General features: G+C 67.8%; 17 protein-coding genes. 2 read left to right on the plus strand and 15 right to left on the minus strand.

Features of this window, described 5'->3' with window-relative positions; genetic code table 11:
• Positions 1–15 precede the first annotated feature (15 nt).
• Positions 16–1140: a TIGR03617 family F420-dependent LLM class oxidoreductase gene (locus tag ACOGXD_RS04245; RefSeq protein ID WP_419916674.1), complete on the plus strand. Its 1125-nt coding sequence runs from the start codon at positions 16–18 to the stop codon at positions 1138–1140.
• Positions 1141–1240: 100 nt separating this feature from the next.
• Positions 1241–1591, plus strand: coding sequence for a hypothetical protein (locus tag ACOGXD_RS04250; RefSeq protein ID WP_419916675.1), 351 nt, complete (start codon positions 1241–1243; stop codon positions 1589–1591).
• 82 nt (positions 1592–1673) lie between these two features.
• Here the strand turns inward: ACOGXD_RS04250 and ACOGXD_RS04255 are convergent, their stop codons facing one another.
• From ACOGXD_RS04255 to ACOGXD_RS04325, 15 genes are all read right to left on the minus strand, one after another.
• Positions 1674–2843 carry an amidohydrolase family protein gene (locus ACOGXD_RS04255; protein ID WP_419916676.1) on the minus strand — a complete coding sequence of 390 codons (1170 nt, stop codon included), beginning with the start codon at positions 2841–2843 and terminating at the stop codon, positions 1674–1676.
• The gene (locus ACOGXD_RS04260; RefSeq protein ID WP_419916677.1) at positions 2843–3415 is read right to left on the minus strand and encodes an amino acid synthesis family protein; all 573 of its coding nucleotides are present in this window, start codon (positions 3413–3415) and stop codon (positions 2843–2845) included. The genes ACOGXD_RS04255 and ACOGXD_RS04260 overlap by 1 nt, the downstream gene beginning before the upstream one ends.
• Positions 3415–4878: a 4-hydroxyphenylacetate 3-hydroxylase family protein gene (locus tag ACOGXD_RS04265; RefSeq protein WP_419916678.1), complete on the minus strand. Its 1464-nt coding sequence runs from the start codon at positions 4876–4878 to the stop codon at positions 3415–3417. Before ACOGXD_RS04265 ends, ACOGXD_RS04260 begins: the two co-directional genes overlap by 1 nt.
• A gap of 35 nt (positions 4879–4913) precedes the next feature.
• The gene (locus ACOGXD_RS04270) at positions 4914–5738 is read right to left on the minus strand and encodes a DM13 domain-containing protein (RefSeq protein ID WP_419916679.1); all 825 of its coding nucleotides are present in this window, start codon (positions 5736–5738) and stop codon (positions 4914–4916) included.
• 129 nt (positions 5739–5867) lie between these two features.
• Positions 5868–6392, minus strand: coding sequence for a disulfide bond formation protein B (locus ACOGXD_RS04275; protein WP_419916680.1), 525 nt, complete (start codon positions 6390–6392; stop codon positions 5868–5870).
• 249 nt (positions 6393–6641) lie between these two features.
• Positions 6642–7976: an MFS transporter gene (locus ACOGXD_RS04280; protein WP_419916681.1), complete on the minus strand. Its 1335-nt coding sequence runs from the start codon at positions 7974–7976 to the stop codon at positions 6642–6644.
• A gap of 401 nt (positions 7977–8377) precedes the next feature.
• Complete coding sequence (locus tag ACOGXD_RS04285; protein WP_419916682.1) at positions 8378–9205, minus strand: enoyl-CoA hydratase-related protein; 828 nt, start codon at positions 9203–9205, stop codon at positions 8378–8380.
• A gap of 58 nt (positions 9206–9263) precedes the next feature.
• Positions 9264–10691: a S1C family serine protease gene (locus ACOGXD_RS04290; RefSeq protein WP_419916683.1), complete on the minus strand. Its 1428-nt coding sequence runs from the start codon at positions 10689–10691 to the stop codon at positions 9264–9266.
• Complete coding sequence (locus ACOGXD_RS04295) at positions 10691–11713, minus strand: phosphotransferase family protein (protein WP_419916684.1); 1023 nt, start codon at positions 11711–11713, stop codon at positions 10691–10693. The genes ACOGXD_RS04290 and ACOGXD_RS04295 overlap by 1 nt, the downstream gene beginning before the upstream one ends.
• Positions 11710–12561, minus strand: coding sequence for a 3-hydroxybutyryl-CoA dehydrogenase (locus ACOGXD_RS04300; RefSeq protein ID WP_419916685.1), 852 nt, complete (start codon positions 12559–12561; stop codon positions 11710–11712). The genes ACOGXD_RS04295 and ACOGXD_RS04300 overlap by 4 nt, the downstream gene beginning before the upstream one ends.
• A gap of 55 nt (positions 12562–12616) precedes the next feature.
• A complete protein-coding gene (locus tag ACOGXD_RS04305) occupies positions 12617–13045 on the minus strand; it encodes a cobalamin B12-binding domain-containing protein (protein WP_419916686.1) in 429 nt (142 codons plus the stop codon).
• Between the two features lie 55 nt (positions 13046–13100).
• A complete protein-coding gene (locus ACOGXD_RS04310; protein WP_419916687.1) occupies positions 13101–16784 on the minus strand; it encodes an adenylate/guanylate cyclase domain-containing protein in 3684 nt (1227 codons plus the stop codon).
• 36 nt (positions 16785–16820) lie between these two features.
• The gene (locus tag ACOGXD_RS04315; protein WP_419916688.1) at positions 16821–19364 is read right to left on the minus strand and encodes an ABC transporter permease; all 2544 of its coding nucleotides are present in this window, start codon (positions 19362–19364) and stop codon (positions 16821–16823) included.
• 33 nt (positions 19365–19397) lie between these two features.
• Positions 19398–21965, minus strand: coding sequence for an ABC transporter permease (locus ACOGXD_RS04320; RefSeq protein WP_419916689.1), 2568 nt, complete (start codon positions 21963–21965; stop codon positions 19398–19400).
• Positions 21966–21968: 3 nt separating this feature from the next.
• Entirely contained in the window at positions 21969–22715 is a 747-nt protein-coding gene (locus tag ACOGXD_RS04325; RefSeq protein WP_419916690.1) for an ABC transporter ATP-binding protein, read from the minus strand.
• Positions 22716–22718: the final 3 nt, after the last annotated feature.

The following is a 22718-nucleotide window of genomic DNA, read 5'->3' on the forward strand; positions in this document are numbered from 1 at the left end:
GCAGGTTCGCAGCGGGTGCGAGGCACAGGCGGCAGCACGTATCACGGCGCCAGCGAGAACAGCAGCCAGCCGGCGTCCGCGGCAACATTGGACCCCAGCAAATCGGAGAACCCCATGCACGTCAGCGCCACCCTGCCCCAGCACAACCTGCGAGCCGTGCCCGACGAGGTGCGCCGGATCGAGGCCGACGGGTACGACTGCGTCGTGACCATGGAGAACCGGCACGAGCCGTTCATCCCGCTGGGCATCGCAGCCGTGCACAGCGAGCGGGTGTGGTTGGCGACGAGCGTGGCGATCAGCTTCCCCCGCAGCCCGATGGTGACGGCCTCAACCGCGTGGGACCTGCAGGGGGCCTCGGACGGGCGGTTCGTGCTCGGCATCGGCAGCCAGGTCAAGGGACACAACGAGCGGCGGTTCAGCGTGCCGTGGTCGGCGCCGGCGCCCCGCATGGCCGAGTACGTGCAGGCGATCCGGGCCATCTGGCACACATGGTCGACCGGCGAGAAGCTGAGCTACGAGGGCGAGCACTACCGGTTCTCGCTGATGACGCCCAACTTCACGCCCGAACCCATTGACGCGGCCCCGCCGATCATGATCGCCGCGGTCGGGCCCGCCATGCTGCGGGTGGCTGGCCAGCACTGCGACGGCGTGCGCCTGCACGGCTTCTGCACGCCGGACTACCTGAGACGGGAGGTGATGCCCGAGTTGCAGACTGGCCTCGATCGGGCCGGGCGCAGCCGCAGCGACTTCTGGATCACTGGCGGCGGGTTCATCTGCACCGGCCCCGACGACGAGACGGTCGAACGCATGGTCGAATGGGTGCGCTACCGGATCGGCTTCTACGGCAGCACGCGGGCGTACTGGCCGGTGCTCGAGCAGCATGACCTGGGCGATCTCGGCGAGAAGCTGAATCACCTGTCCCGCAACGACGGCTGGGGCGAGATGGCCGGCTGCGTCGACGACGACGTCGTGCAGCTGTTCGCCGCCGTCGGGCGTCATGACCAGATCGCCGGCGCCATCGCGGAGCACTTCGACGGGCTGGTCGACGAGGTCAACGCCTCGGTGTCGATGGACATCGGCGCCGACCTGCCGCCCGACGTGATCCAAGACATCCAAGCCATCCCCACCGACGGCAGTTGATCCTGCGCGGGGGCGCGGCCACCATCAGACGGGTGTCACAGGCCCCTGCAAGACTGCGCTCACACCCGCAGGAGATTCTGCGGCAGCGAAGGGAGTGCCTATGTCAGAAGCAATCGTGGAAGTCCGCGACTACACCATCGATCCCGAGTGGTTCGAGGCGTACAAGCAGTGGGCCGCCGAGCACGCAGCGCCCTGGCTGCGGGAGAACCTCAACGTCATCGACTTCTGGGTTGATGACGGTCACGAGCCCGAGGTCGCCGGGTCGGATCCGCAGGTGTCGCCGCACGGCCAGCCGAACGTGTGCTGGATCATCCGATGGCCCAGCCGCGAGGCCCGCGAGGAGGGCTTCAGGTCACAGCTCAGCGGCCCCGAGTGGCAGGCGATCTGGGCGAAGCATCCCAACCCGAACGCCTACCTCCACCTCAACGTCCGCTTCATGACCGCCGCCTAGCCGAGCCGACAGCATGACCTAACCGCGTGACGGCAGCGGGAAGCCACCTGCTCGGTGACGGCGGCTTGAGAGCTGTCTGAGGTCAGTATTCGCGCAGCACATTGGAGCGGGCTACTTGCACTGCACGGGTGGTGGGCGGCGTGTTGCGGCTGCGGCCGACGAATCGGGGCACACCCTCGGTGATCACGGCACCGACGGCGACCATGTCGCCGTTCTTCATGGCGTCGAGCGCGGTGTGCTTGGTGCCGCCGAGCGGGGCGTCGATCACGATCAGGTCGGCGTCGCGGCCCGGGGCGATCAGGCCGTTGTTGAGCGCGAACATCCGAGCCACGTTGCCAGTGGCGGCGCCGATGAGGTCGGTCACGTTCAGGTCGCTGACGGCTGCCATGTGGATGATCGTGTAGAGCATCCCGAGCGGCATGATCCCGCTGCCGGTGGGCGTGTCGGTGCCGATGAGCAGGCGGTCGAACGCGTCGTGGCGGTGGGCTGCTTCGGCGGCGAGGATGCCGGTGCGCAGATTGCCCGCAGCGCACACCTGCATGCCCATCCCGGTCGGGGCGATCATGTCGTAGTAGCGGTCTTCGATGGCGACCGGTCCGCCGTTGATGTGGAACGAGATGTCGGGATTGATGTCGAGCACGTCCTCGCCGGTCACCGGGAACGTGCCGGGGATCGAGCAGCCGCCGGTGTGCAATGTCGTTACAAGCCCAGCCTCTTTGGCCATCGCGACGAGCTCGACGTAGTCCTTGGCGCTCTCGACATCGCCGAAGCCGGCCTTGGAGAGCCACACCCCGTCGGCTCGTACGGCGGCGAAGTCGTTGGGCTCAAGACCCGGCTCGAGCAACAGCGACCCGGCGTGGACGCGCATGCCGCCGGGCCGGAAGTTCTCGTAGCACTTGTGCGCAGCGACCGCGAGGGCCTTCACACCGGCCAGGTCGTGCGGTCGACCAGGGATGTGCACCTCGCCGGCTGACAGGACGGTGGTGGTGCCGCCGTGCAGATAGCTCTCGAGGTAGCCGATGGTGTTCTGGCGCGGTGTGAAGTCGCCGAATGCCACATGCACATGCGAGTCGATCAGGCCCGGTGCCACCGTCGCGCCGCCAGCATCGATCACCACGTCGCACGACCCGAGATCAGCATCGCCGATGGATTCGATCAGGCCGCCGTCTGCTACCACCGTGTCGGCCTCAACGAACGGATCGCGCCAGTCCCCCGACAGCACGGCGCCGATGTTGGTGATTGCCGTCCGCATCAGGTCAGCCCGTCCTCGCCGACGGCTTCGTCAATGCTGAGGCCGCCGACTCGGTGGTGCGGTCTGCCGCGGTTGGCGAAGCAGCAGATCACGGCGATCTCGTCGGGCAGCGGGGCGTCGTGGAGGGTGATGCTCATGGCGTCGTAGTGCGAGCGCACATACAACGCATCCTTGTACGCGAGCGGGATGTCGATGGACGCCCCGGGCTGCGCACGCTTGGTCGCCGAGGAGATCCAGGCCGCGCCGCCGCCGGCTGCCTCGCGCAGCACGTTGCCGTAGGGCGTGGTCAGCAGCGCCACGCCGTGCTCCTGCTCGCCGTCGAGACCGACGATGGCCGCCTTGCCGTAGCTCTCGATCGAATACGGCTTCATCTGCTCCACCGCCAGCGCTGCGATCTCGTTGCCGATCTCGACGCTGGCCTCGTAGTACGGCGACAGATCATCTACGTACCGACCCGCGTACTCGTTGCGGACGACCGCCGCCACCGCCACCTTGCGCAGCACCGGATCGACCTCGGCCCCGGCCTCAAGGCGGGTGTCCTCGACATAGGTCAGCATTTTGCGAATCTCCATCAGCGTCCCTTCCAGTCGGCGTCGTTGCCCTTGAGCATCTTGTCGAGCAGGCGGTCGGCGCCGTCCCAGTCGTAGGTGCGGAAGCTGTGGCCCTGGGTCACGAACTGGGCGCCGGCGTAGAACATCTCGTACTGGGTGTGACGGCTGGCGAACTCCGAGCCGATCGCATCCCAAGCCAGCTTCAGGAACTTCATCCGCTCGTACGCCCCCTCGCCCTCACGAGCCGACACCAGCGTGCTGTCGAGCACGTCGGCGACTTCATGATTCGACAGGTCGGCCGACGACGACGGCAGCATGATCAGCCCGCCGCCGGCCAGCTCCCGGATCTCGGTGATCAGCTGCGGGTACAACGCCTGCGTGGTGACCTGCGCCGAATACAGCAGGTGCCGGTTGGGCACGTAGTACTCGCCGACATGGTGCCCGCCGGCCTCCATGCCGAACAGCAGACCCTCGATCGAGGCCACCCGAGCGGCCAGCTCGCCCAGCTTCCCCTGCACCATGTTCACGGTGCCGATGGTCTCGGTGAGCCGCCGGGCCACCGCCAGCAGGAACCGGAGCTTCACCACCAGACGAACTTGCGCTTGGTAGTTCTGGTACACGTGCCCCGGCGTGTCGTGGAACTGCCGCCGGCACATGTCGACGTCGCGGTACACGAAGACCCGCTCCCACGGCACGGTGACGTCGTCGAAGTAGATGATGGCGTCGTTCTCGTCGAACCGGTGTGACAGCGGATTGTCGAACGGGCTGACTGCATGCTGCTCGAAGCTCTTGCGCGACACGATCTTGATGCCCGGCGTGTCCAGCGGCAGGGCGAAGGAGATCGCAAGATCCTCCTCGCCGGGCTGAAGCGGCTGCAGGTTCGCGACGAAAACCTCCTCGGCCATGATCGAGCCGGTCCCCAGCATCTTGGCTCCACGCACCGTCGGCCCGTCCGGCCCCTCGTCGACGATGTGGGTGCTGATCTGCTTGGGCTGATCGCCCCACGCCCGAGACCGGTCGCCCTGCGGATTGATGATCACGTAGGTCAGGAAGATGTCGTTGGCCCTGGCCCACTCGTAGTAGTCCCAGTAGGCCTTGGCGCAGCGGGGGTTGTGCTCTTCGAACAGCTCGAGCGCCATGAGCTGCCCCGACACGGCGCACGCCAGATGATCCGGCGAGCGGCCCATGTAGCCGGCATGCAGCTCGGCCCAGGCAGTCATGGCCTGGCGCTTGGCCACCAGATCGCTATACGAGCGAGGCATCTGCCACGCCCGGTTGGCCCGACGGCCGTCGCCGACGTCGAACGTCATCAATTCATGATTCGCGGCCTGGAAGTCGTACAGGCCAGCAATGGCCCGACAGCTCTCGGCAAACGCAGGATGCTCAGCGACCCGGGTGATCAGCTCGCCATCGAGAAAGACCGCCCGGTCGACGTCGAGCGCAGCAAGATGCGCCCGCCCGTCCTTGACCGCCCCCGCCATCATGCCAAGACACTAGGAGGCCGAGCGCGAGCGGCTCGCTAGTTCATCGGCGCCAGCGCGGCGGTGCCGAAGACCACACGGAAGCGGACGCACCAGACCGACACAGTGTTGTAGCGGTCGAGATCGACATCGCTGGGAATCACGAAGTTCTGCGCCCCGATGTTGCCCTTGAGATCGCCCAAGTCGATGAAGTCGCCCACAAGATCATCCACCGATGCGTCCGGGCCCGCAGTGTGCAGGTACACGTTGAGGTCCGGCCCGTTGTCGGTGGCGAAGTCGTCGTCGAACCGCAGGAACGTCTGCGTGCCGTCGGTGAGCACCACCGCCGTGCCCTCGGCAGGGTGCGACCGGGGCCCGAAGCTGCCCACGTAGGCCACCCGCACGCCTTGTTCTTCCTCGCTCGATCCGCTGGATGCATCAGGCTCAGCAGCCGCCTCGGTTTCGGCGACCGCCTCGGTCTCGCTGGACCCGGCAGCCCCGTCAGACCCGTCGGACTCGGCAGACCCTGTGGACCCAGCAGCATCGTCGGACCCGTCCGATGCGTCGGGTTCGACATCATGCTCGCCGACCGTCATCGACTGCTCGGTGACCTCTTTGTCTTCCGCCGGCTCGGCACTGCCGCTCGCCGCGGCAGTTGTCGCTACGGGCCCGGCCTCGAGCGCTTCGCTGATCAGCTCGTCGATATCGGCTTCGACCGCGAACTCGGGGCCCTCCTCGTCGACCACCTCATCCACGAAGATCAGATGAAACGCAAAGAGAAAGAACACCAGGTAGATGCCGACACCGATCACCGCAGCAACGCCGAGGCCTGCTGCCCAGCGCCCGCCGGTGGATCGAGGAATCAGCCGTGACAGAAATCTCATGAAACCCTCTTCATCATCACCACCACCGTAGGAGCCATTCGCGCCCCCTCATGTTCAGGCGCGAAGAATGGCTGACGGCCGACAACGAACGGGAGCGAATGATGCCGGCGACGGAAGGCGCTTGCGGCATCAGGCGCGGTGGCGCGACATGTTCAACAGCACACCGACGAGCACGAACACGCTGCCGGCCATGTAGGGGATCGACACGAACCCGAACTCCCACGCGTACCGGACCGTGCACGGGCTGGTCAGGCTGCACGTCGTGGCGCCCTCAAGATCGGGAAAGTGCTGCAGCAGGTAGTGCCACGTCGACATCGCAGCGCCCGCCAGGCACATCGGCAGCCCGTACAGGTGAACCCCGCGGTCCCGCCGCAACCAGCCCACCACCAGCACGAGCGCCAGCGGATACATGGCGATGCGCTGGAACCAGCACCAGCGGCACGGCTCCAGGTCCGCAATCTCGGACAGGTACAGCGAACCGAGCGTGGCACCCAACGCAAGCAGCGCCGCAACTCCCACCACCGCCCGGGCACCGACCACGCCACGGCCGGCCGATTCGCGGCCACGGAGCCGCACGACCGCCAGACTCAGCGTCGCGATATTGCACACCAGCGCAGCCACCGCGAACAGCCGGAGCATCTGATCCAACGACACCGTCGCTCAGAGTGCCAGACAAACTCGCCCAGCATCAACGCCGAATAGCACAGAGAAGCCGGTCATCAACTCGCTCAACACGGCGAAGCAGTTCGTTCGCGGAGCGCGAACGCAGTCTCGAGACGCCCGGCCGTCCGGCGAGAGCCAACAGCGCAGCAGGCCGCGAAGCGCCACGCGACGGGCCGCAGCACCCAACACGGCAGGCCGCTGATCGTCGCGCGACAGGCATCAGCTGGCCACGAGCTACGGCTAGCGACCTGACTGGTCCGGTCGCCCGATCGGGATCCACAACGAGAGGAAGGCCACGCTGGCTGCGACCAGGAAGAACACCGCAACCTGCTGGTAGTAGATCAACGAGTCAGGACCGGAATCGTCCGTGAGCAAGGCGAACAACACTCCGATGCCGATCGCAGCGGACGCGTAGCGCAGCGTGTTGAACAGACCGCTGATCTCGCCGAAGTACTTCTCAGACACTGCCTTGAGCGCCACGCTGTTGAGCAGCGGCACGCACATGCCCCAGCCCGTGCCGAACATGCAGATGCTGGGCGCCATCACGAACCAGTAGTTCGGCTGGATCCCGAGCGTCAGGACCAACCAACCGACCGAAGCGATCTGCAGGGCAGCCCCGGCCTGGCAGAACCTGATGGCCGGCCAGCGTTCTCCCAATCGGCTGAACAGGATCGTCGAGATGCCGGCCGTAATCGGCGCGATGGTCAGCGCCAGCCCGACGGCCGCGAAGTCGTAGTTCCACACACCGCGCAAGAACAGCGGCCACAGCAGCCACAGCGACTGCGACGAGAGGCCGACGAGGAAGTTGGACAACTGCGTCACCCACACCCCGCGCCGCCTGAACAGGTGCAGGTTCAGCAACGGCTCGGGATGACGCAGCGAGTTGGCGATGAACACCGACAGCGCAATCACGCCGACGCCGACCAGCACGAGGGCCCGGAATGAGAGGAATCCCCACTCCTTGCCCTGCAGGAGCGGGGTCACGATTGCCAGCAGTGCCACCGTGCAGGCGGTAGCGCCCATGATGTCGAGTCGCTGGCGTGTCGGCGGCGTGGGCAATTCCGTCAGCATGCGCAACCCCAATACGAACAGCAGGGCCGCCACAGGAGCGCTCACGAAATACAGCACACGCCAGCCCGCTGCTGCAAGCAACAACCCGGACACCTGCGGTGCGATGGCGGCTGCCAACGGACCCGATGCTGACCAGAGTCCAACTGCGGTCGTCCGCCTCGATTCGGGAAACAGCGGCAGCACGAGACTCAATGAGGACGGCAGAATCGCAGCACCCGCAATGCCCTGTATCACTCGGGCCCCGTTCAGCGTCCACACCGTAGGTGCCACTGCAGAGAAGACCGCCGAGAGGACGAACATCGCGAGCCCGATCTGGAAGATGCGTTTGCGCCCGATCCGGTCCGCGAGCCGGCCCGCCAAAGGCAGGGAGGCGGCCGTGAAGATCATGAATCCGGCGACTCCCCAACCCACGTCGGACGCAGTCGCACCGGCGAAACTGTCCCGGATCGGCGCCAATGCCAAGTTGGAAGCGGTGCTGTTGAAGCCCACCAGCACTGTGCCCATCGAGGCAACCGCAAGTGCCCGCCATGCTCGACCAGACACCGCTTCGCGTGCTTGCGGAGGCGTCGGAGGAACTTGCCGATCTGCAGCGAGGACGGGAGGAGCTGCCGTGGCCGGACGAATCGCAGCGGCCGAACGAGTCGCCGTGGCGGGACGGGGTGCCGTGGACAGGCCGTTTTGCTGACCCGTCTCGACATCGCGACGCTCGATAACCGGGGTACCCGCCGACCTGACTCGGGAACCCACCGGCTCACCCGACTCGGCCGGAGCGTCTGACCCAACCCGTCCGACCTGCGGCACGCGCGCCAGATCAACCTGACCTGGTTCGACCTCGTTCCGCACCCGTACCAGCGTACGGCTCAGCCAGCGCCGCCAATCGCAGAAATCGAACGGTTGTTAGAGGATCAACGACCGTGGAACACCGGCTCGCGCTTCTCCACGAAGGCCTGCGCCGCTTCCTTGTGGTCGTCGGTCTGGCCGGTGTGGATGTGGTGCGCCGCCTCCATGTCCAAGCATTCGCCCATGTCGCCATGAACCGCCCGGTTCAGGTTCTCCTTCATGTACCGGTACGCCACGGTCGGGCCGTTGGCCAGCCGCCGGGCAATCGCGCCTACCTCGTCCATCAGGCTCTCGGCGGGGAACACCCCGTTCACCAGGCCCAGCGACACCGCCTGATCCATGTCGACCCGGTCGGACAGGAAGTACAGCTCACGCGCCTTGGCCGAGCCGATCAGCCGAGACATGAACCACGTGCCGCCGTAGTCGCCGCTGAACCCCACCCGGGCAAACGCGGTGGTCATGATCGCGTTGGGCGCCGCATACCGCAGGTCGCACGCCAGCGCCATCGACAGGCCAGCCCCAGCAGCCGCCCCCGGCAGCGCCGCAATGGTCGGCTTGGGCATCTCGTACAGCTTCCCCGAGGTATCGCGCTGGTTGCGGCGCTGGTTGTGCACCCGGGCGTCGTACTGCAGCGGGCTGCCGCCGCCCTCGCCACCGGCCGCCGCCATGCCCTTCACATCGCCGCCGGCACAGAACGCACCGCCGGCACCGGTCAGCACCAGCGCCCCCACGTCTGATGCCACCTCGGCATCGGCAATGGCAGCGACGAGCCCGTCCATCATCGGCGTCGACATCGCATTGCGACGGTCGGGGCGGTTCAGCGTGATCGTCATCACGCCGTCGGTGATCTCGACAGCGATGTCGTCGGTCCCGGTATCGAAGATTCGGCTCATCGTGCTCTCCTTGCGTTCAGCCCCCGCAGTATCGCGAACCGCTGTGACACGCGCCCGACTACTCGTCGTCGGTCGGGAACGAACCGAGCGTCACCTCGATGACGCGCTGAGACCCATCAGATCCGATCAGCGTCACCTCTGCTGAGTCGCCGGGCACCAGCGCCAATATCTCGGTCACCAAGTCCAGGCTGCTCTCGATCCTCACACCGTTGAACGCCACGATCACATCGCCCACCACGATGCCCGCCGCATCGGCCGCCTCGCCCTCCACCACGATCACGACCACCGCGCCTGAGGTCACCCCCGGCGGCAGTTGAACATCCGGCGGCGCGTCGTCCGTGTCTTGGCCGGGCTCGACCGTCTCAGGTCCCGCATCGCCCAGATCCTCGAGGTCGGGGTAGCCCTGGGATTCCTGCCACTCGACCAGCGTGTCCACCGACACGAGGCTCACGCCGAAGAACGCCCGCGCCTGCACGATGCCCTCGAGCAACTGGTCGATGACGGGACGGGCATGATCGATCGACACGGCGTAGCCGATGCCCTCGACGAAGCCGCCTGCGATGGCGGTATTGATGCCGATGACCTCACCGGCCGCATTCACCAACGGCCCGCCCGAGTTGCCCGGGTTGATGGCCGCGTCGGTCTGGATCAGTCGCACCAGGCGCTTGTTGTCCTCCAGCGGGATCGAGCGGTTCAAGCCCGACACGATCCCTGCGGTGACGGTCGGCTCGCCGATGATGCCGATGGCATTGCCGATGGCGATCACTTCGTCGCCGACTTCGACACCCGCACTGGAGCCCAACGGAACCGTCGGCAGATTGCCGACCTCTACTTGCAGCACGGCCAGATCGCGGGTGGTGTCGACCCCGATGGCCTCGGCCCGCGTGCGCTCGCCGCCGAAGAACCGCACCTCGATGTCGCCAGCGTCTTCGACGACATGGGCATTGGTGACGATCAGACCGTCAGCGTCCACGATGAAGCCAGATCCTCCCCCTTCGCCGCCGTCGAGCGTCGTGACATCGACAATCACCACCGCCTCTTGCACGGCTTCCAGCACGGCCTTCACGTTGATGTGCGCGAGACGGTCTCCCAGCGGCGCGCCTGCGCCGGTAACCCCGCCCGCCAGCAACTGCGCCAAGTACGAATCGCCCTCGACATCGGGACTGTTCTGCAGAGCCTCGTCCAAGCTCGCCACCGGCGCCGTGACGTTCCCGACCGCCGCCGCAGTTGTCGCAACTGCCCCGGCGGTTGCCTCCTCAGCTTCCCCCGAACCTGCGGATGTCGCCGGTGCCTGCGAGCCGACGCCGCCACCGGCGGCGACGGGAGGGGCGCTGTCATCGCCCGCCAGCACGATCACCAGCAGCAACCCAGCGGTCAGCGCCCCGATAAGCGCCCCCACCGCGCCCGCAATACCGACCAGCAGGCACCCCGGCCGCCCTGATGTTGCCTCGTCTGCTGGTTCGACGGGCAGATCCGGTTCAGCCATCAGCGAACGGCGAGGCGTTCGGCTGCGCTGGTCGACAAGAAATCGACGTTCTCACGGAACTGATCGGTGTCGGTTTCCTCGGCGTCTGCCATCGCCCCGTGCAGGTACCGGTTGAGCACGCCCTCCGATATAGCAGCCAGACGCCAGTACGAGAACGCGCGGTAGTAATCGACCTGCGACAGGTCACGCCCCGACGCATCGGCATACCAATCCAGCATCTGGCTGCGGGAAGCGAACCCGCCCGCCTGCGTGGGCGCCGAGGAGCCCGCCGACACCTCATCGGGCGACACCCAGTTGTTCATCAGGTAGCCCACATCGGCCATGGGGTCGCCGAGCGTGCACAGCTCCCAGTCGAGCACCGCAACGATGTCACCGGAACCCGACAACATGTTCCCCAGCCGGTAATCGCCATGGACGATCGCCGAGCCGACCTGCTCAGGCTTGCGAGCCTCCAGCTCCGCAGCGACCTCGTCCATGATCGGCAGCTCACGAGTCTTCGACTGTTCCCACTGGCGCTTCCAGCGACGCAGCTGCCGCCCCAGGTAGTCCTCCCGCCGCCCCAGATCGCCGAGCCCCACATCGTCGGGCTCGATCGCGTGCAGCGCAGCCAGCACATCGGCAACTCGGCGGCTCAGCGGCACACGCTCGCCGTCAGGCACCAGCGCCGCCTCATCCGCCGAATGCAGCACCGCCCCCTCCTCGTAGCTCATGACGTAGAACGGCGCCTCGTTCACGGTCTCATCCGCGCACAGCGCGATCGCCCGGGGCACCGGCACCTCGGTCTGCCCCACACCCGAGATGATCCTGTGCTCCCGACTCATGTCGTGCGCCGTGGCCAGCACATGGCCCAGGGGCGGCCGACGCAGCACCACCGACGAGCCGTCGCCGCAGTGCACCCGGTAGGTCAGGTTCGAATGCCCGCCGGCGATCAGCTCAAAACGCAGCGGCTGAGCGGCCTGCGGCACATGGGCGGCAAACCACTCGCTGACCGCAGCGGCATCGATGCCGACTGGCACATTCATCCGTAGGTGTAGAAGCCCCGACCGGTCTTGCGCCCCAGCAGCCCAGCGTCGCACATTCGGCTGAGCATCGGCGGCGGGGCGTAGAGCTGCTCGCGGAACTCCTCATACAGCGACTCGGCCACCGCCAGCGTCGTGTCGAGGCCGATCAGGTCGCACAGGGCCAGCGGGCCCATCGGGTGGTTGCAGCCCAGCACCATGCCGGCGTCGATGTCCTCAGTGGAAGCGAAGCCCGATTCGAGCATCCGGATGGCCGACAGGATGTAAGGGATCAGCAGGGCGTTCACCACGAACCCGGCCCGGTCTTGGCTGTCCACCACCCGCTTCCCCAGCCGTTCCGATGCGAACGACCGGCAGCGCTCGGCCGTCTCCTCCGCAGTCAGCAGCGACGAGATGACCTCCACCAGTCCCATCACCGGAACCGGATTGAAGAAGTGCATGCCGATGACCTGCGACGGCCGATCGGTGGCCATGGCCAGCTTCATGATCGGGATGGCCGACGTGTTGGAGGCCATCACGGCATTGGGATCGTCGAGCACCTTGGACAGCCGGCCGAACACGTCCAGCTTGGCCGGCTCAGACTCGACCACCGCTTCGATCACGAACTCACGATCCGCCAGCTCGTCAAGATCGAGGCCGAACGACATGGCGCCCAGCGCCGACTCCCGCCCGGCATCGTCGAGCTTGCCGGCGTTGACAGCCCGGTTCAGGCTCTTCTCGATGCGGGCCATGCCGGCGGTCAGCGCATCCTCGTTGACCTCCACGATCTTCACATCGCACCCGTTGCGGGCCGCAACCTCGGCGATGCCCGACCCCATCAGGCCGCAGCCCACCACACCGATCTTGTCCATGAGCCCCTGCCCTCAACTCGACGCCGTGGGCAATCTACCGCTCATGGCCCGCTGACTACCTAGCCGGCGCCCCGGGAGACTCATGGCTCGCGCGGCGGGATCGCTCGATGGCCTCGTTCACCGCGGCCACCACCTCGTCGGCGGTGGCGCCGGGGGTGAGCACTGCCGCCACGCCCGCCTCGCGCATCGACTCAAGGTCGCCGTCGGGCACGATGCCGCCCAGGATGACCGGGATGCTCTCGGCGCCGGCCTCGCGCAGGCGCTCCACCACCAGCGGCATCAGCGCCTCATGGGCGCCCGACAGCATCGACACCCCGATGGCGTCCACGTCCTCGTCGATGGCTGCGGCCACCACGCTCTCGGGCGTCTGGAACAGCCCGGTGTAGATGACCTCGAAGCCGGCATCCCGCAGCATGCGAGCCACCACCTTGACCCCGCGGTCATGCCCGTCGAGGCCGAGCTTGGCAATCAGCACCCGTGACACGGGCCGAGATTACCGGCCTGCCCTGCTGATCTGCCGTGCCGATCTGCCCTGGCGGCTAACTGTCCATGAGTCCCGGGAACGGAATGGCCTCGGGCAGCGGGCCGGTGATGACCGGCGCCGCGGCCTCCAAGCCGGCGGCAAGCCGGAACGCCGTCTCCCAGCCGCTCGGTCGCGCCCCGAGCTGCGCGATCCCCACCTCTGCCTCTGAGCGCAGCGCAGCAGTGTCGGGCGCATCGAAGCACTCATGCCCGATGGCACGGGCCAGCCGCACCACGGTCTGGCTGAGCCGGCTGTCGGTGGCGTCGGTGAGGAGCATCACCTGCTCGAACGCCGCTTCCATCGCCGGCAGGTCGGCATCGCGGGCGTGCGCCAGCGCCCGTGCCACCAGGGCGTTGCGCACGTCGACGTAGGTGCCGGTGCCGCTGGCCATGGCGAAGCGCGACTGCTCGAGTGCGTCAACCGTGCGCCCGGCCGTGGCATAGGCGATGGCGAGACACGAGTGCAGGTAGGTCGACGGCAAGTCGGCCGTCGGCACGGCCTCGAGCGCAGCGATGGCGTCCTCCGCCTGGCCGAGCTGCGCCAGCGCCAGCCCCAGCGAGACGTCGAGATCACGCTGGCCGATTACCGCAGTTTGATCGGGGCCCCGTCGCGGCTCTCGCTGCCGCTGATCAGCCGACTGCTCCCAGCCCGCACGCGCGAGGTCTTCGCTGACCATCTCCGGCTGGCCCATCTGCACCGCGGCACCGGCCCGCACCGCCCGGGCGAATCCCTCCAGCGGCTGGCCCGGCATGTCGTTGGCCCGCTGCAGGCATTCGGCCAGCATCGCCCGGCTGCGCTGCAGTTCGCCGACGGCCGCGTAGGCCCGGCCCAGCAGCCCCATCGCCTGCACCTCGCCGAAATCGCTGTGCACGTCGCGGAACACCTGCTCGGCAGCCTTGGCCCGCTCGACAGCGTCCGCGGCCCGGCCCGACCACAGGCCGAGCGAGCCCAGCAGCAGGTCCATCATGGCCTCGGTGAATCGCTCGCCCCGCTCGTGGGCAATCGCATGCACCGAGGTCGCCAGCTCCTCGGCCTCGTCGCGGTCGCCGGCATGGAAACGCAGGAACGCCAGAAGCCCCTCAGCCGTCGCCAGGCCGACCGTGTCGCCCAGATCTCCGAACCGTTCGATGGCGGTGGTGATGCGATCGCCGGCCTCGTCGATCAAGCCCTGCTCGAACGACAGCCATGCCAGATTCTGCAGGCACCAGGCCACGCCGCTCTCGTCGCCCAAGTGCCCGAACGTGCCGTTGGCCTCGTTGATATAGCGGTCGGCACGTGCATATTCGCCGGCTCGGAGCGAGGCCAGCCCCCGCAGCCGCAGCGACTCAGCCGCCTCACGCACCTCGCCCAGGGTGCGGAACTGGTCGAGCGCATCGGCCAGCAGCTTGTCGGCCGCCGCGTGCTCGTCACCGGCCAGCGCCACCTCGCCCAGCACCCGCAGTCCATGCGCTGCGGCGAGCCGGTTGCCGTTCAGCGTTGCCAGGGCACGGGCCAGCTCGGCATCGGCATGGGCGCCGTGCAGCTCCCCCAGCCGCAGGCGTGCAGACGCCCGGCCCAGCGCCATGTCGATGAGGCGCGGGTCGGCATCGCCGAGCATCTCGATGGCGCGCCGGTAGAACTGCGCCGCGGCGTAGTGGCTGTCTCGCGCAGCAGCCCACTTGCCGGCACGGCCCAGCCACTCGATGGCCACCTCGGTCATGCCGCCCTCGAAGACGTCGGGGCCATCAGCGGTCCTGGCCCCAGCCGGCTGGCCGGCATCGGCGCCCAGCTCCACCGCCGAGGCGAAATGATCCGCGATCACGCCCACCGAGTCGCTGGCAGGGTCGTCGCGGTTCTGCGCCAGCCACAAGGCGACATCGAGATGCCGTTCGGCCCGGTCGGTCTTGGTGAGCATGCTGTAGGCCACGTCACGCACCACGTCGCTGCGGAACGTCCACACGTCTGCCTCGCTGGTGAAGATGTCCTTGTCGACCAGCCGCTGGAAGGTGGCAGCGTCGCTGTCGGCGCTGGTGTCGGGATTCGTGGCCGCCGTCATCTCCAGCAGCTCGCTGGTGGAGCCGCCGCCGCCGAGCACCGACGCGGCGTCCACCAGCCGCCGCTCGGGCGAGCTCAGCGTGTCGAGACGGGCGGCAACCAGGCCGCGCAGCGTGTCGGGCATCTCGGCCAGCGAGCGCTCCTCATGATCGGGGCGAGCACCAGGACCCACCACGCCCGATTCCCGCAGCAGCACGCACATCTCCTCCAGGAAGAACGGGTTGCCGCCGCTGCGCTCGTAGAGCTGATCGGCCAGGTAGGCGGGAGCGCTGCCGCCCAGCAGCTCGGCGGCCAGCTCGGCGGTGGCCTCTCGGCTGAGCGGATCCAGGTTCAGCACCACCGTGCTGTGGCGGCCCGGCGGCACCGTCCAGCGCTGCTCGTCCACGTTCCAGCGGGCCGTGGTGATCACGACGAACGGCTGGTTGGCCAGTGCTGCCAGCAGCTGCTCGAGCACGCTGAGCAGTCGCTCTTCGGCCCAGTGCACGTCGCTCAGCAGCAGCACGACGGGCTGGCGGCGCGTCATCGCTCCCAGGAAGCGGCGCAGGGAGCGGAAGGTGGCCTCGGCGCGCCACTCGATCTCGGCAGGGTCGCCGCTGCCCACCCGCCCGAGCACGGCGAGCACTACGTCGGTGATCTCGTCGATCTCCTCGTAGTTGACTATCTGGCTCTCGCCGTTGCCGTTGGTGGGCCGCAGCACATCGGCCACCAGCGACGAGACGCGCCGGGTGGCCTGCACGGTCGAGTCGCCGGCCTTGACCCCTGCTGCGGTCGCGATGGCGTCGCCCAGGCAGCGCAGCGGGTTGGTCTCGTCGTAGGGCAGCGCCATGCTCTCGAGCACCATGGCGTCATGGCGCTCGGTGGCGCCGTGCGCGGCCTCACGGGCGAGGCGGGTCTTGCCCATGCCGGCCTCGCCCACGATCTGGCACAGCCCTGCCCGCCGGCGGGCCACCGCGGTGTCGATCGCGGTCTCCAGCAGGGCATGTTCGAGATCGCGCCCCACCAGCGGCGAGATCGTGGCGCTGCGGTGGCGGCCGGGCGGCGCCAGCTCGCCGCTGGCCAGGAAGACGGGCACGGGCTCGTCACGCCCGCGCAGGCCGATCTCGCCCCGGGGCGTGTAGTTCACGATGCTGGCCGTGGCTGCTTGCGTGGTCGGCCCCACCAGCACCTCGCCCGCCTCGGCCAGCGTTTCGAGGCGGCTCGCGATGTTCACCGTGTCGCCCATGGCCGTGTAGTCGCCGCCGGCCCGCAGCGCCCCCACCAGCACCTCGCCGGTGTTGATGCCGATGCGGATCCGCAGGTCGAGATTGCGCTCGGCGTTGAAAGCCTCCAGCGAGCGCTGCATGCGGAACGCGGCCCGCAGCGCCCGCTCAGGGTCGTCTTCATGCGCCGTGGGCGCGCCGAACAAAGCCAGGATCGCGTCGCCGATGATCTTGTCGACCGTGCCCCCGAACGCGGTCACGTCGGCCACGAGCCGCTGGAAGCACTGGTCGATCAGATGCTTGATCTCTTCGGGGTCGGCGGCCTCGCTCATCGAGGTGAACCCGACCAGGTCGGCGAACAGCACCGTGACGACGCGGCGCTCCTCGGTAGAGACGAGCAGGTTGCCGCAGGTATGACAGAAGCGTGCGCCCTGCGGGACCTCAGTGGCGCACGCAGGACACTTCATCGCGGCATTCTAGAAACGACGCCCAGAACAGGCCGGCTACTCGTGGGCGATCGCGTCCAGGATGTGCATGCGCCCGGCGCGGCGGGCCGGCAGCACTGCGGCCAGCAGACCTGCCAGCCCCGCCACCACGATGTAGATGGCCAGCGTTCCATACGGCACATCGACGGTGGTGATGAACGAGTCCGGCGTGGCCAGCGATCCGGCCACGCCCAGCACTGTGCCGACCACCACGCCCATCAGGCCGCCGAAGGTGGCGACGATCGCCGCTTCCCACCGCACGGCCCGCCGCAGCTGGCGCCGGGTCATGCCCACGGCTCGCAGCAGGCCGATCTCGCGGGTGCGCTCGAACACCGACAGCGCCAGCGTGTTGGCGATGCCGATCAGCGCGATCACGAACGACAGGCCCAGCAGCACCGTGATCACGGCGAAGATCGAGTTGACCAGGCTCTGGTTGGCCTCCCGGAACTCGTCCCGGTTCTCCCCGATCACGCCGGGATAGCGGTTGACCACCTCGGCGAGCGCGACCTGGCTGCTTTCGGCGTGGCCAGTATGAGCCAGTGCAGTGCCGAAGCGGTAGTCACGCCGGCCGAAATGCTGCTCCCACAAGGCGTTGTCGATGAGCCAGTTGCCGTAGATGGCCGCGTCGGCGAAGATCGCTGTCACGGTCAACGTGACGGTCTCATTGTCGGGGAACGTCGCCTCGAGCGTGTCCCCGACGGCGACGCCGAGATCCCCGGCGGGGTCGACGTGCAGCGCGATGCCGGTGAGCGGATCACCACCGGTGATCGACCCCGAGATCACGTCGCCGTCCATGTGACGCTCCACCGTGTCGAAGTCGGCAGTGACCACATCACGGCTGTCGCCGTCCACGACCATCCCGCCGAAAGCCACCCGGTAGCCGACGACGCTCTCGATCTCGTCGCGATCTTCGAGGTCGTCGAGAAGCTGCGCCGGAAAGCCAGTCGCAGGATCGAACGGCGATGCTTCGCTGCGGACGAAGTAGTCGGCCCGCACGGCGTCGCTGAGGACATCGGCGATCGTGCTGCTCACCGAGGCGCCGACGACCGACGTCGTCGCCATCAGCGTCACGCCGATCATGAGGGCGCCGGCGGTGGACGCCGTGCGCCGAGGGTTGCGGGCCGCGTTCTCACGTGCCAGCCGGCCCGGCATCCCGAACAGTGCCTGGATGGGCCGTCCCAGCACGCGCACCACCGGCCGCGCAATCGCCGGACTGGCGACGTTGAGGCCCACGAAGGTGACGAGTGCGCCGATGCCCGTCAGTGCGAGCACCGCGGCGGTGCTGCCGACCCCGGCCATGCCCAGCGCCAGGCACACCACGCCCGCGGCGGTGACAGCTCCGCCCACGGCGACCCGTCGGCGCCACCCGCTGCGCTCGATGCGGTAGTCATGCGCCAGAGCGGCAATCGGCGTGATGCGGCGCGCCCGCATGGCAGGCACGATCGAGGCGATCATCGTGACGCCCAGACCGATCACCAATGCCAGCGCGACGGTGCGCGGCCGCAGCACCAGCGGCCCCGACGGCAGGCCGAAGCCGCTCGCACGGATGGCTGCCCGCATGACGAGGCTGACCAGCATGCCCACGGCAATGCCGATGGCCGTGCTGAGCAACCCCACGATCGCCGACTCGACCACGATCGAGCGCGACACCTGCTTGGGCGTCACGCCGATAGCCCGCCACAGCCCGATCTCGCGCACCCGTTGAGTCACGACAATCTGGAACGTGTTGTTGATGATGAACGCCGACACGAACACCGCGATGAAAGCGAACACCAGCAGGATCGAAGTGAAGATGTTGAGGACAGCCTGGAACTGCTCGGTCTGCTCCTCGGCGGCAATCTCTTGGGTGATCACCTCGTAGTCAGCACCCACCGTCGCGCCGATTGCCGCGCGGACCTCGGCGACATCGGCGTTCACGAGCACGCGTATCTCCACCAGCCGGTCGCCGAAGCCCAGGAACTCCTGGGCGGTGTCAGTGTCGAACACCGACATCGTCTGCCCGAGGCTGGTGTTGGTGTCGGGCGATCCGAAGTTGAAGATGCCGACCAGCTCGAAAGGCTGCGAGCGAACCGGCCCGTTGATGTCGTAGGTCTCGCCGACCCGCAGGTCGTTGTTCGTCGCCGTCGTCGCGTCGACGACGAATTCCCCGGACCCGTCCGGAGGTTCGCCCTCGATGAGGAAGAAGACCCGCGACGAGAAGTTCATCCCCAGCGCCGGCGGACCCTGGGGCCTGATGGCGTTGCCCTCGCCGTCCACGATGACCACGTTGCGCGCCTGCACCGTGCCCGAGGCCTCGACCACGCCGTCAATCGCAGCGACCTCGTCGAGCAGCGAATCCGGCATGGTCGGGCGGTCGGCTTCGTTGCCGATCTCTTGCGCGGCCCGCACGGTCAGGTCGGTCTCGCCGGCGATGTCCTGCGCCAGGTCGCCGAAGGTCGAGCGCAGGCTGTCGGTGAGCGCGAACGTGCCCACCACGAACGTCACGCCGGTCACCACCGACAGCGTGGTGAGCGCGAAGCGGATCTTCTTGTCGAGCAGATTCCGCAGGGCGAGCTTCAGCACTGCTTCACCTGCCCCGCACCTGTCCGACCAGCGTTACTCGTCTGCGATCGCGTCGAGCACGTTCATCCGGCTGGCCCGGAATGCCGGGAACAGCGCAGCGATCAGCCCGAACCCCACCGAGATGACCAGGAAGATGAAAAGCTGCAGGTAGGGCACCGCGATGGTGTCGATGATGTCCTCGGGGATCGCCGCCGAGGTGGCCATGCCGAACGCTGCACCCAGCACCACGCCCACCACAGCGCCGTACAGCGACACGGCGGCAGCCTCCCAGCGGATCATGCGCCGCATCTGGCGGCGGGTCATGCCTACCGCCCGCAGCAGCCCGATCTCGCGGATGCGCTCGAACACCGACAGCGTCAGCGTGCTCACAATGCCGATCAGCGCGATCAGCAGGGCGAAGCCCAGGAACACGTTCACCAGCACGAGCACGGTGTTCAGGCTCGACTCGATGCTCTCCTGGAACTCCTGCCGGTCTTCGAGCACAGCTTGCGGGTAGCTGTCCAGCACGTCGTCGATAGCCGCGCGGGCGGCCTCGGGGTCGTCGATAGCCGACTGCACCATCACGACGTCGTCGAACGCGGTCGTCGCGAACTGGTCATACAACGCGCTGTCGATGAACCAGCTGCTCCAGAACCCGTTGCCGTCGAAGATGGCCGCGACGCTGACCGTGGCACGGTCTCCGCTGACGAAAGTCAGTTCGACGGTGTCGCCGAGCCCGAGGTTGTCATCTGCGGCTACGTCGCTCTGTATCAGCAATCCGGTCTGGGGATCGAAGCCGTCCAAGCTGCCCTCGATCACATCGATGTTGATCACCGCTTCCAAGTCGCTGACGCGGGCCGCGGTCAGCTGGGTCTCCACCTGTGAGTCGCCGATGTCGATCTGCACGAGGTCGAGATCGAATCCCACCGGAGTGCCGATGCCGGCGGCGCGGATGTCGGAGCTGAGCGTCTTCGGCAGCCCGGCCTGCGTGTCGGCGGTCACGATGAAGTCGGCAGTGAATGCGTTGGCCAGGCGGTCGCCGAAGGACACCTTGAGCGACTGCCCCACGATCGACACCATGGTCACCAGCGCCAGGCCGATCGTGAGCGCCACCGCCGTGGCGGAGGTGCGCCGCGGGTTGCGAGCGGCGTTGGCACGGGCCAACCGGCCCGAGATCGGCATCATCCACTCCAGCGGCCGCGCCAGCAGCGACACCACTGCCCGCGACACCAGCGGGCTCAGCACGGAGACTGCCACGAAGGTGACCGCGGCACCGGCGCCGAGCGTGCTGAGCTGCGGCGTCGCGCCGTCGAAGTCGCCGAACAGGCCGAGGCCAGTCGCCACCAGGCCGATGGCCAGTAGCACACCGCCGCTTGCCAACCGGGGCCAGCCGAGGCTGGCACCCTCGTCGCTGCTCGTGCCCTCGGCCAGGCCCGCCACCGGCGAGATGCGCGAGGCCTTGATGGCCGGCACCAGCGACGCCAGCACGGTGAAACCCACACCCACCACCACGGCCCACAGCACGGTGCGCGGCACCAGGGGCAACGGACCGTCAGGCAGCGACGCCCCGAAGAAGTTCAGCAGGGCTTTCAGACCCAATGCGCCCAGCATGCCCAGACCGAGCCCGGCCACCGAGGCGACTGCGCCGATGATCGCCGACTCGGTCAGCACCGACATGCGCACCTGCCCGGGCGTGGCACCCACGGCTCGCAGCAGCGAGAGCTCCCGCACCCGCTGACCCAGCACGATGTTGAACGTGTTGGAGATGATGAACGTGCTCACGAACAGCACGATGAACGCGAACACCAGCAGGATCGTCTGGAACGGCCCAATGAAGGTCTCGGTGGCGTCGCTGAACTCCTCTTCGGAGTCGGCTGCGGTGATCACCTCGACGCCGTCGGGCAGCACGGCTTCGATGCGGGTCTGCAGCTCGGCGATGTCGGCCCCTGCTTCGGCCCGCACGCTGATCACGGTGAACTCGCCGGGGAAGCCCAGAATCTCTTGGGCTGTCGCCGTGTCGAACAGCGAGAAGATGGCGCCAACGCCGGCGTTCTCGGGGAAGCCGAACTGCGCCACGCCGGTCAGGGTGAACTCACGCGGACCGGTGGGCGTGACCACCTGGTAGGTGCCGCCCAGCTCGAAGTCGTAGCCGTCGTCTTCGAAGGTGGTGATGTCGATGGCGAACTCGCCGATGCCGACGGGCCAGCGGCCCTCCATCAGGTAGAACTGCGACAGCGACTCGTCTTCGAGCCAGTTGGTGCCCGCCACCGGCGGCCCGAACGTGGTGACGGCTTCGCCGTTGCCGTCCACCGGGATCACGCCGTTGACGAACAGGCCGCCCTTGGCGATCTCCACGCCGTCCACTGCGGCAATGTCGTCGACGAGGTCGGCGGATACGGCTGGTGCCACGGCTTCGGTGATCTCGCCGAACGGCAGCTCGCCGCGCACCGTGTAGTCGGTGCCGGTGTTGATGTCCTCAGCGAGCTGGTCGAAGCCCGAGCGCAGCGAATCGGCCGTCACGAACGACGCCACCACGAAGGCCACGCCGATCACGATGGTGCTCGCGGTCAGCGCAAAGCGGACTTTGTGCGCGAGCAGCGATTTGATGCCGAGTCGCAGCATGTATCAAGCGCCGAGCTGGTTCATGTGGGCGCGGATGCGCTCGGGTGTGGGGTCGACGAGCTCGTCGACGATCTTGCCGTCCACGAGGAACACCACCCGATCGGCGTATGAGGCCGCGACTGCGTCGTGCGTCACCATCACGATGGTCTGCCCCATCTCGTCCACGGCGTTGCGCATGAAGCCCAGGATCTCGGCGCCCGTGTTGAGATCGACGTTGCCGGTGGGCTCATCGGCGAAGATCACCTGCGGCTGGCCGGCCAGCGCCCGTGCCACCGCCACGCGCTGCTGCTGGCCGCCCGACAGCTCGCTGGGCCGGTGCTTGAGGCGGTCGGCCAGCCCGGTGGCGCTGACCACCTCGTCGACCCAGTCGGAATCGCCCGCGCTGCCGGCCAGATCCATCGGCAGCATGATGTTCTCGATGGCGGTCAGGGTGGGGACCAGGTTGAACGCCTGGAACACGAACCCCACGTTGTCGCGGCGCAGCAGCGTGAGATCGCGTTCGGACAGCGTCGACAGATCGACCTCGCCGATCAGCACCTGCCCTTCGGTCACCCGGTCGAGCCCTGCCATGCAGTGCATGAGGGTGGACTTCCCTGATCCCGACGGACCCATGATCGCGGTGAACTGGCCTTGCTCGAACGTCACGTCGATGGCGTCGAGTGCGCGCACCGCCGTGTCGCCCGAGCCGTAGATCTTGGTGGCGGCGACGGCTCTCGCCGCTGCATGCGTGGGTGGAGCCGCGACAGACATGAA

This window comes from Candidatus Poriferisodalis sp. (assembly GCF_965204125.1).
Classification (GTDB): domain Bacteria; phylum Actinomycetota; class Acidimicrobiia; order Acidimicrobiales; family Poriferisodalaceae; genus Poriferisodalis.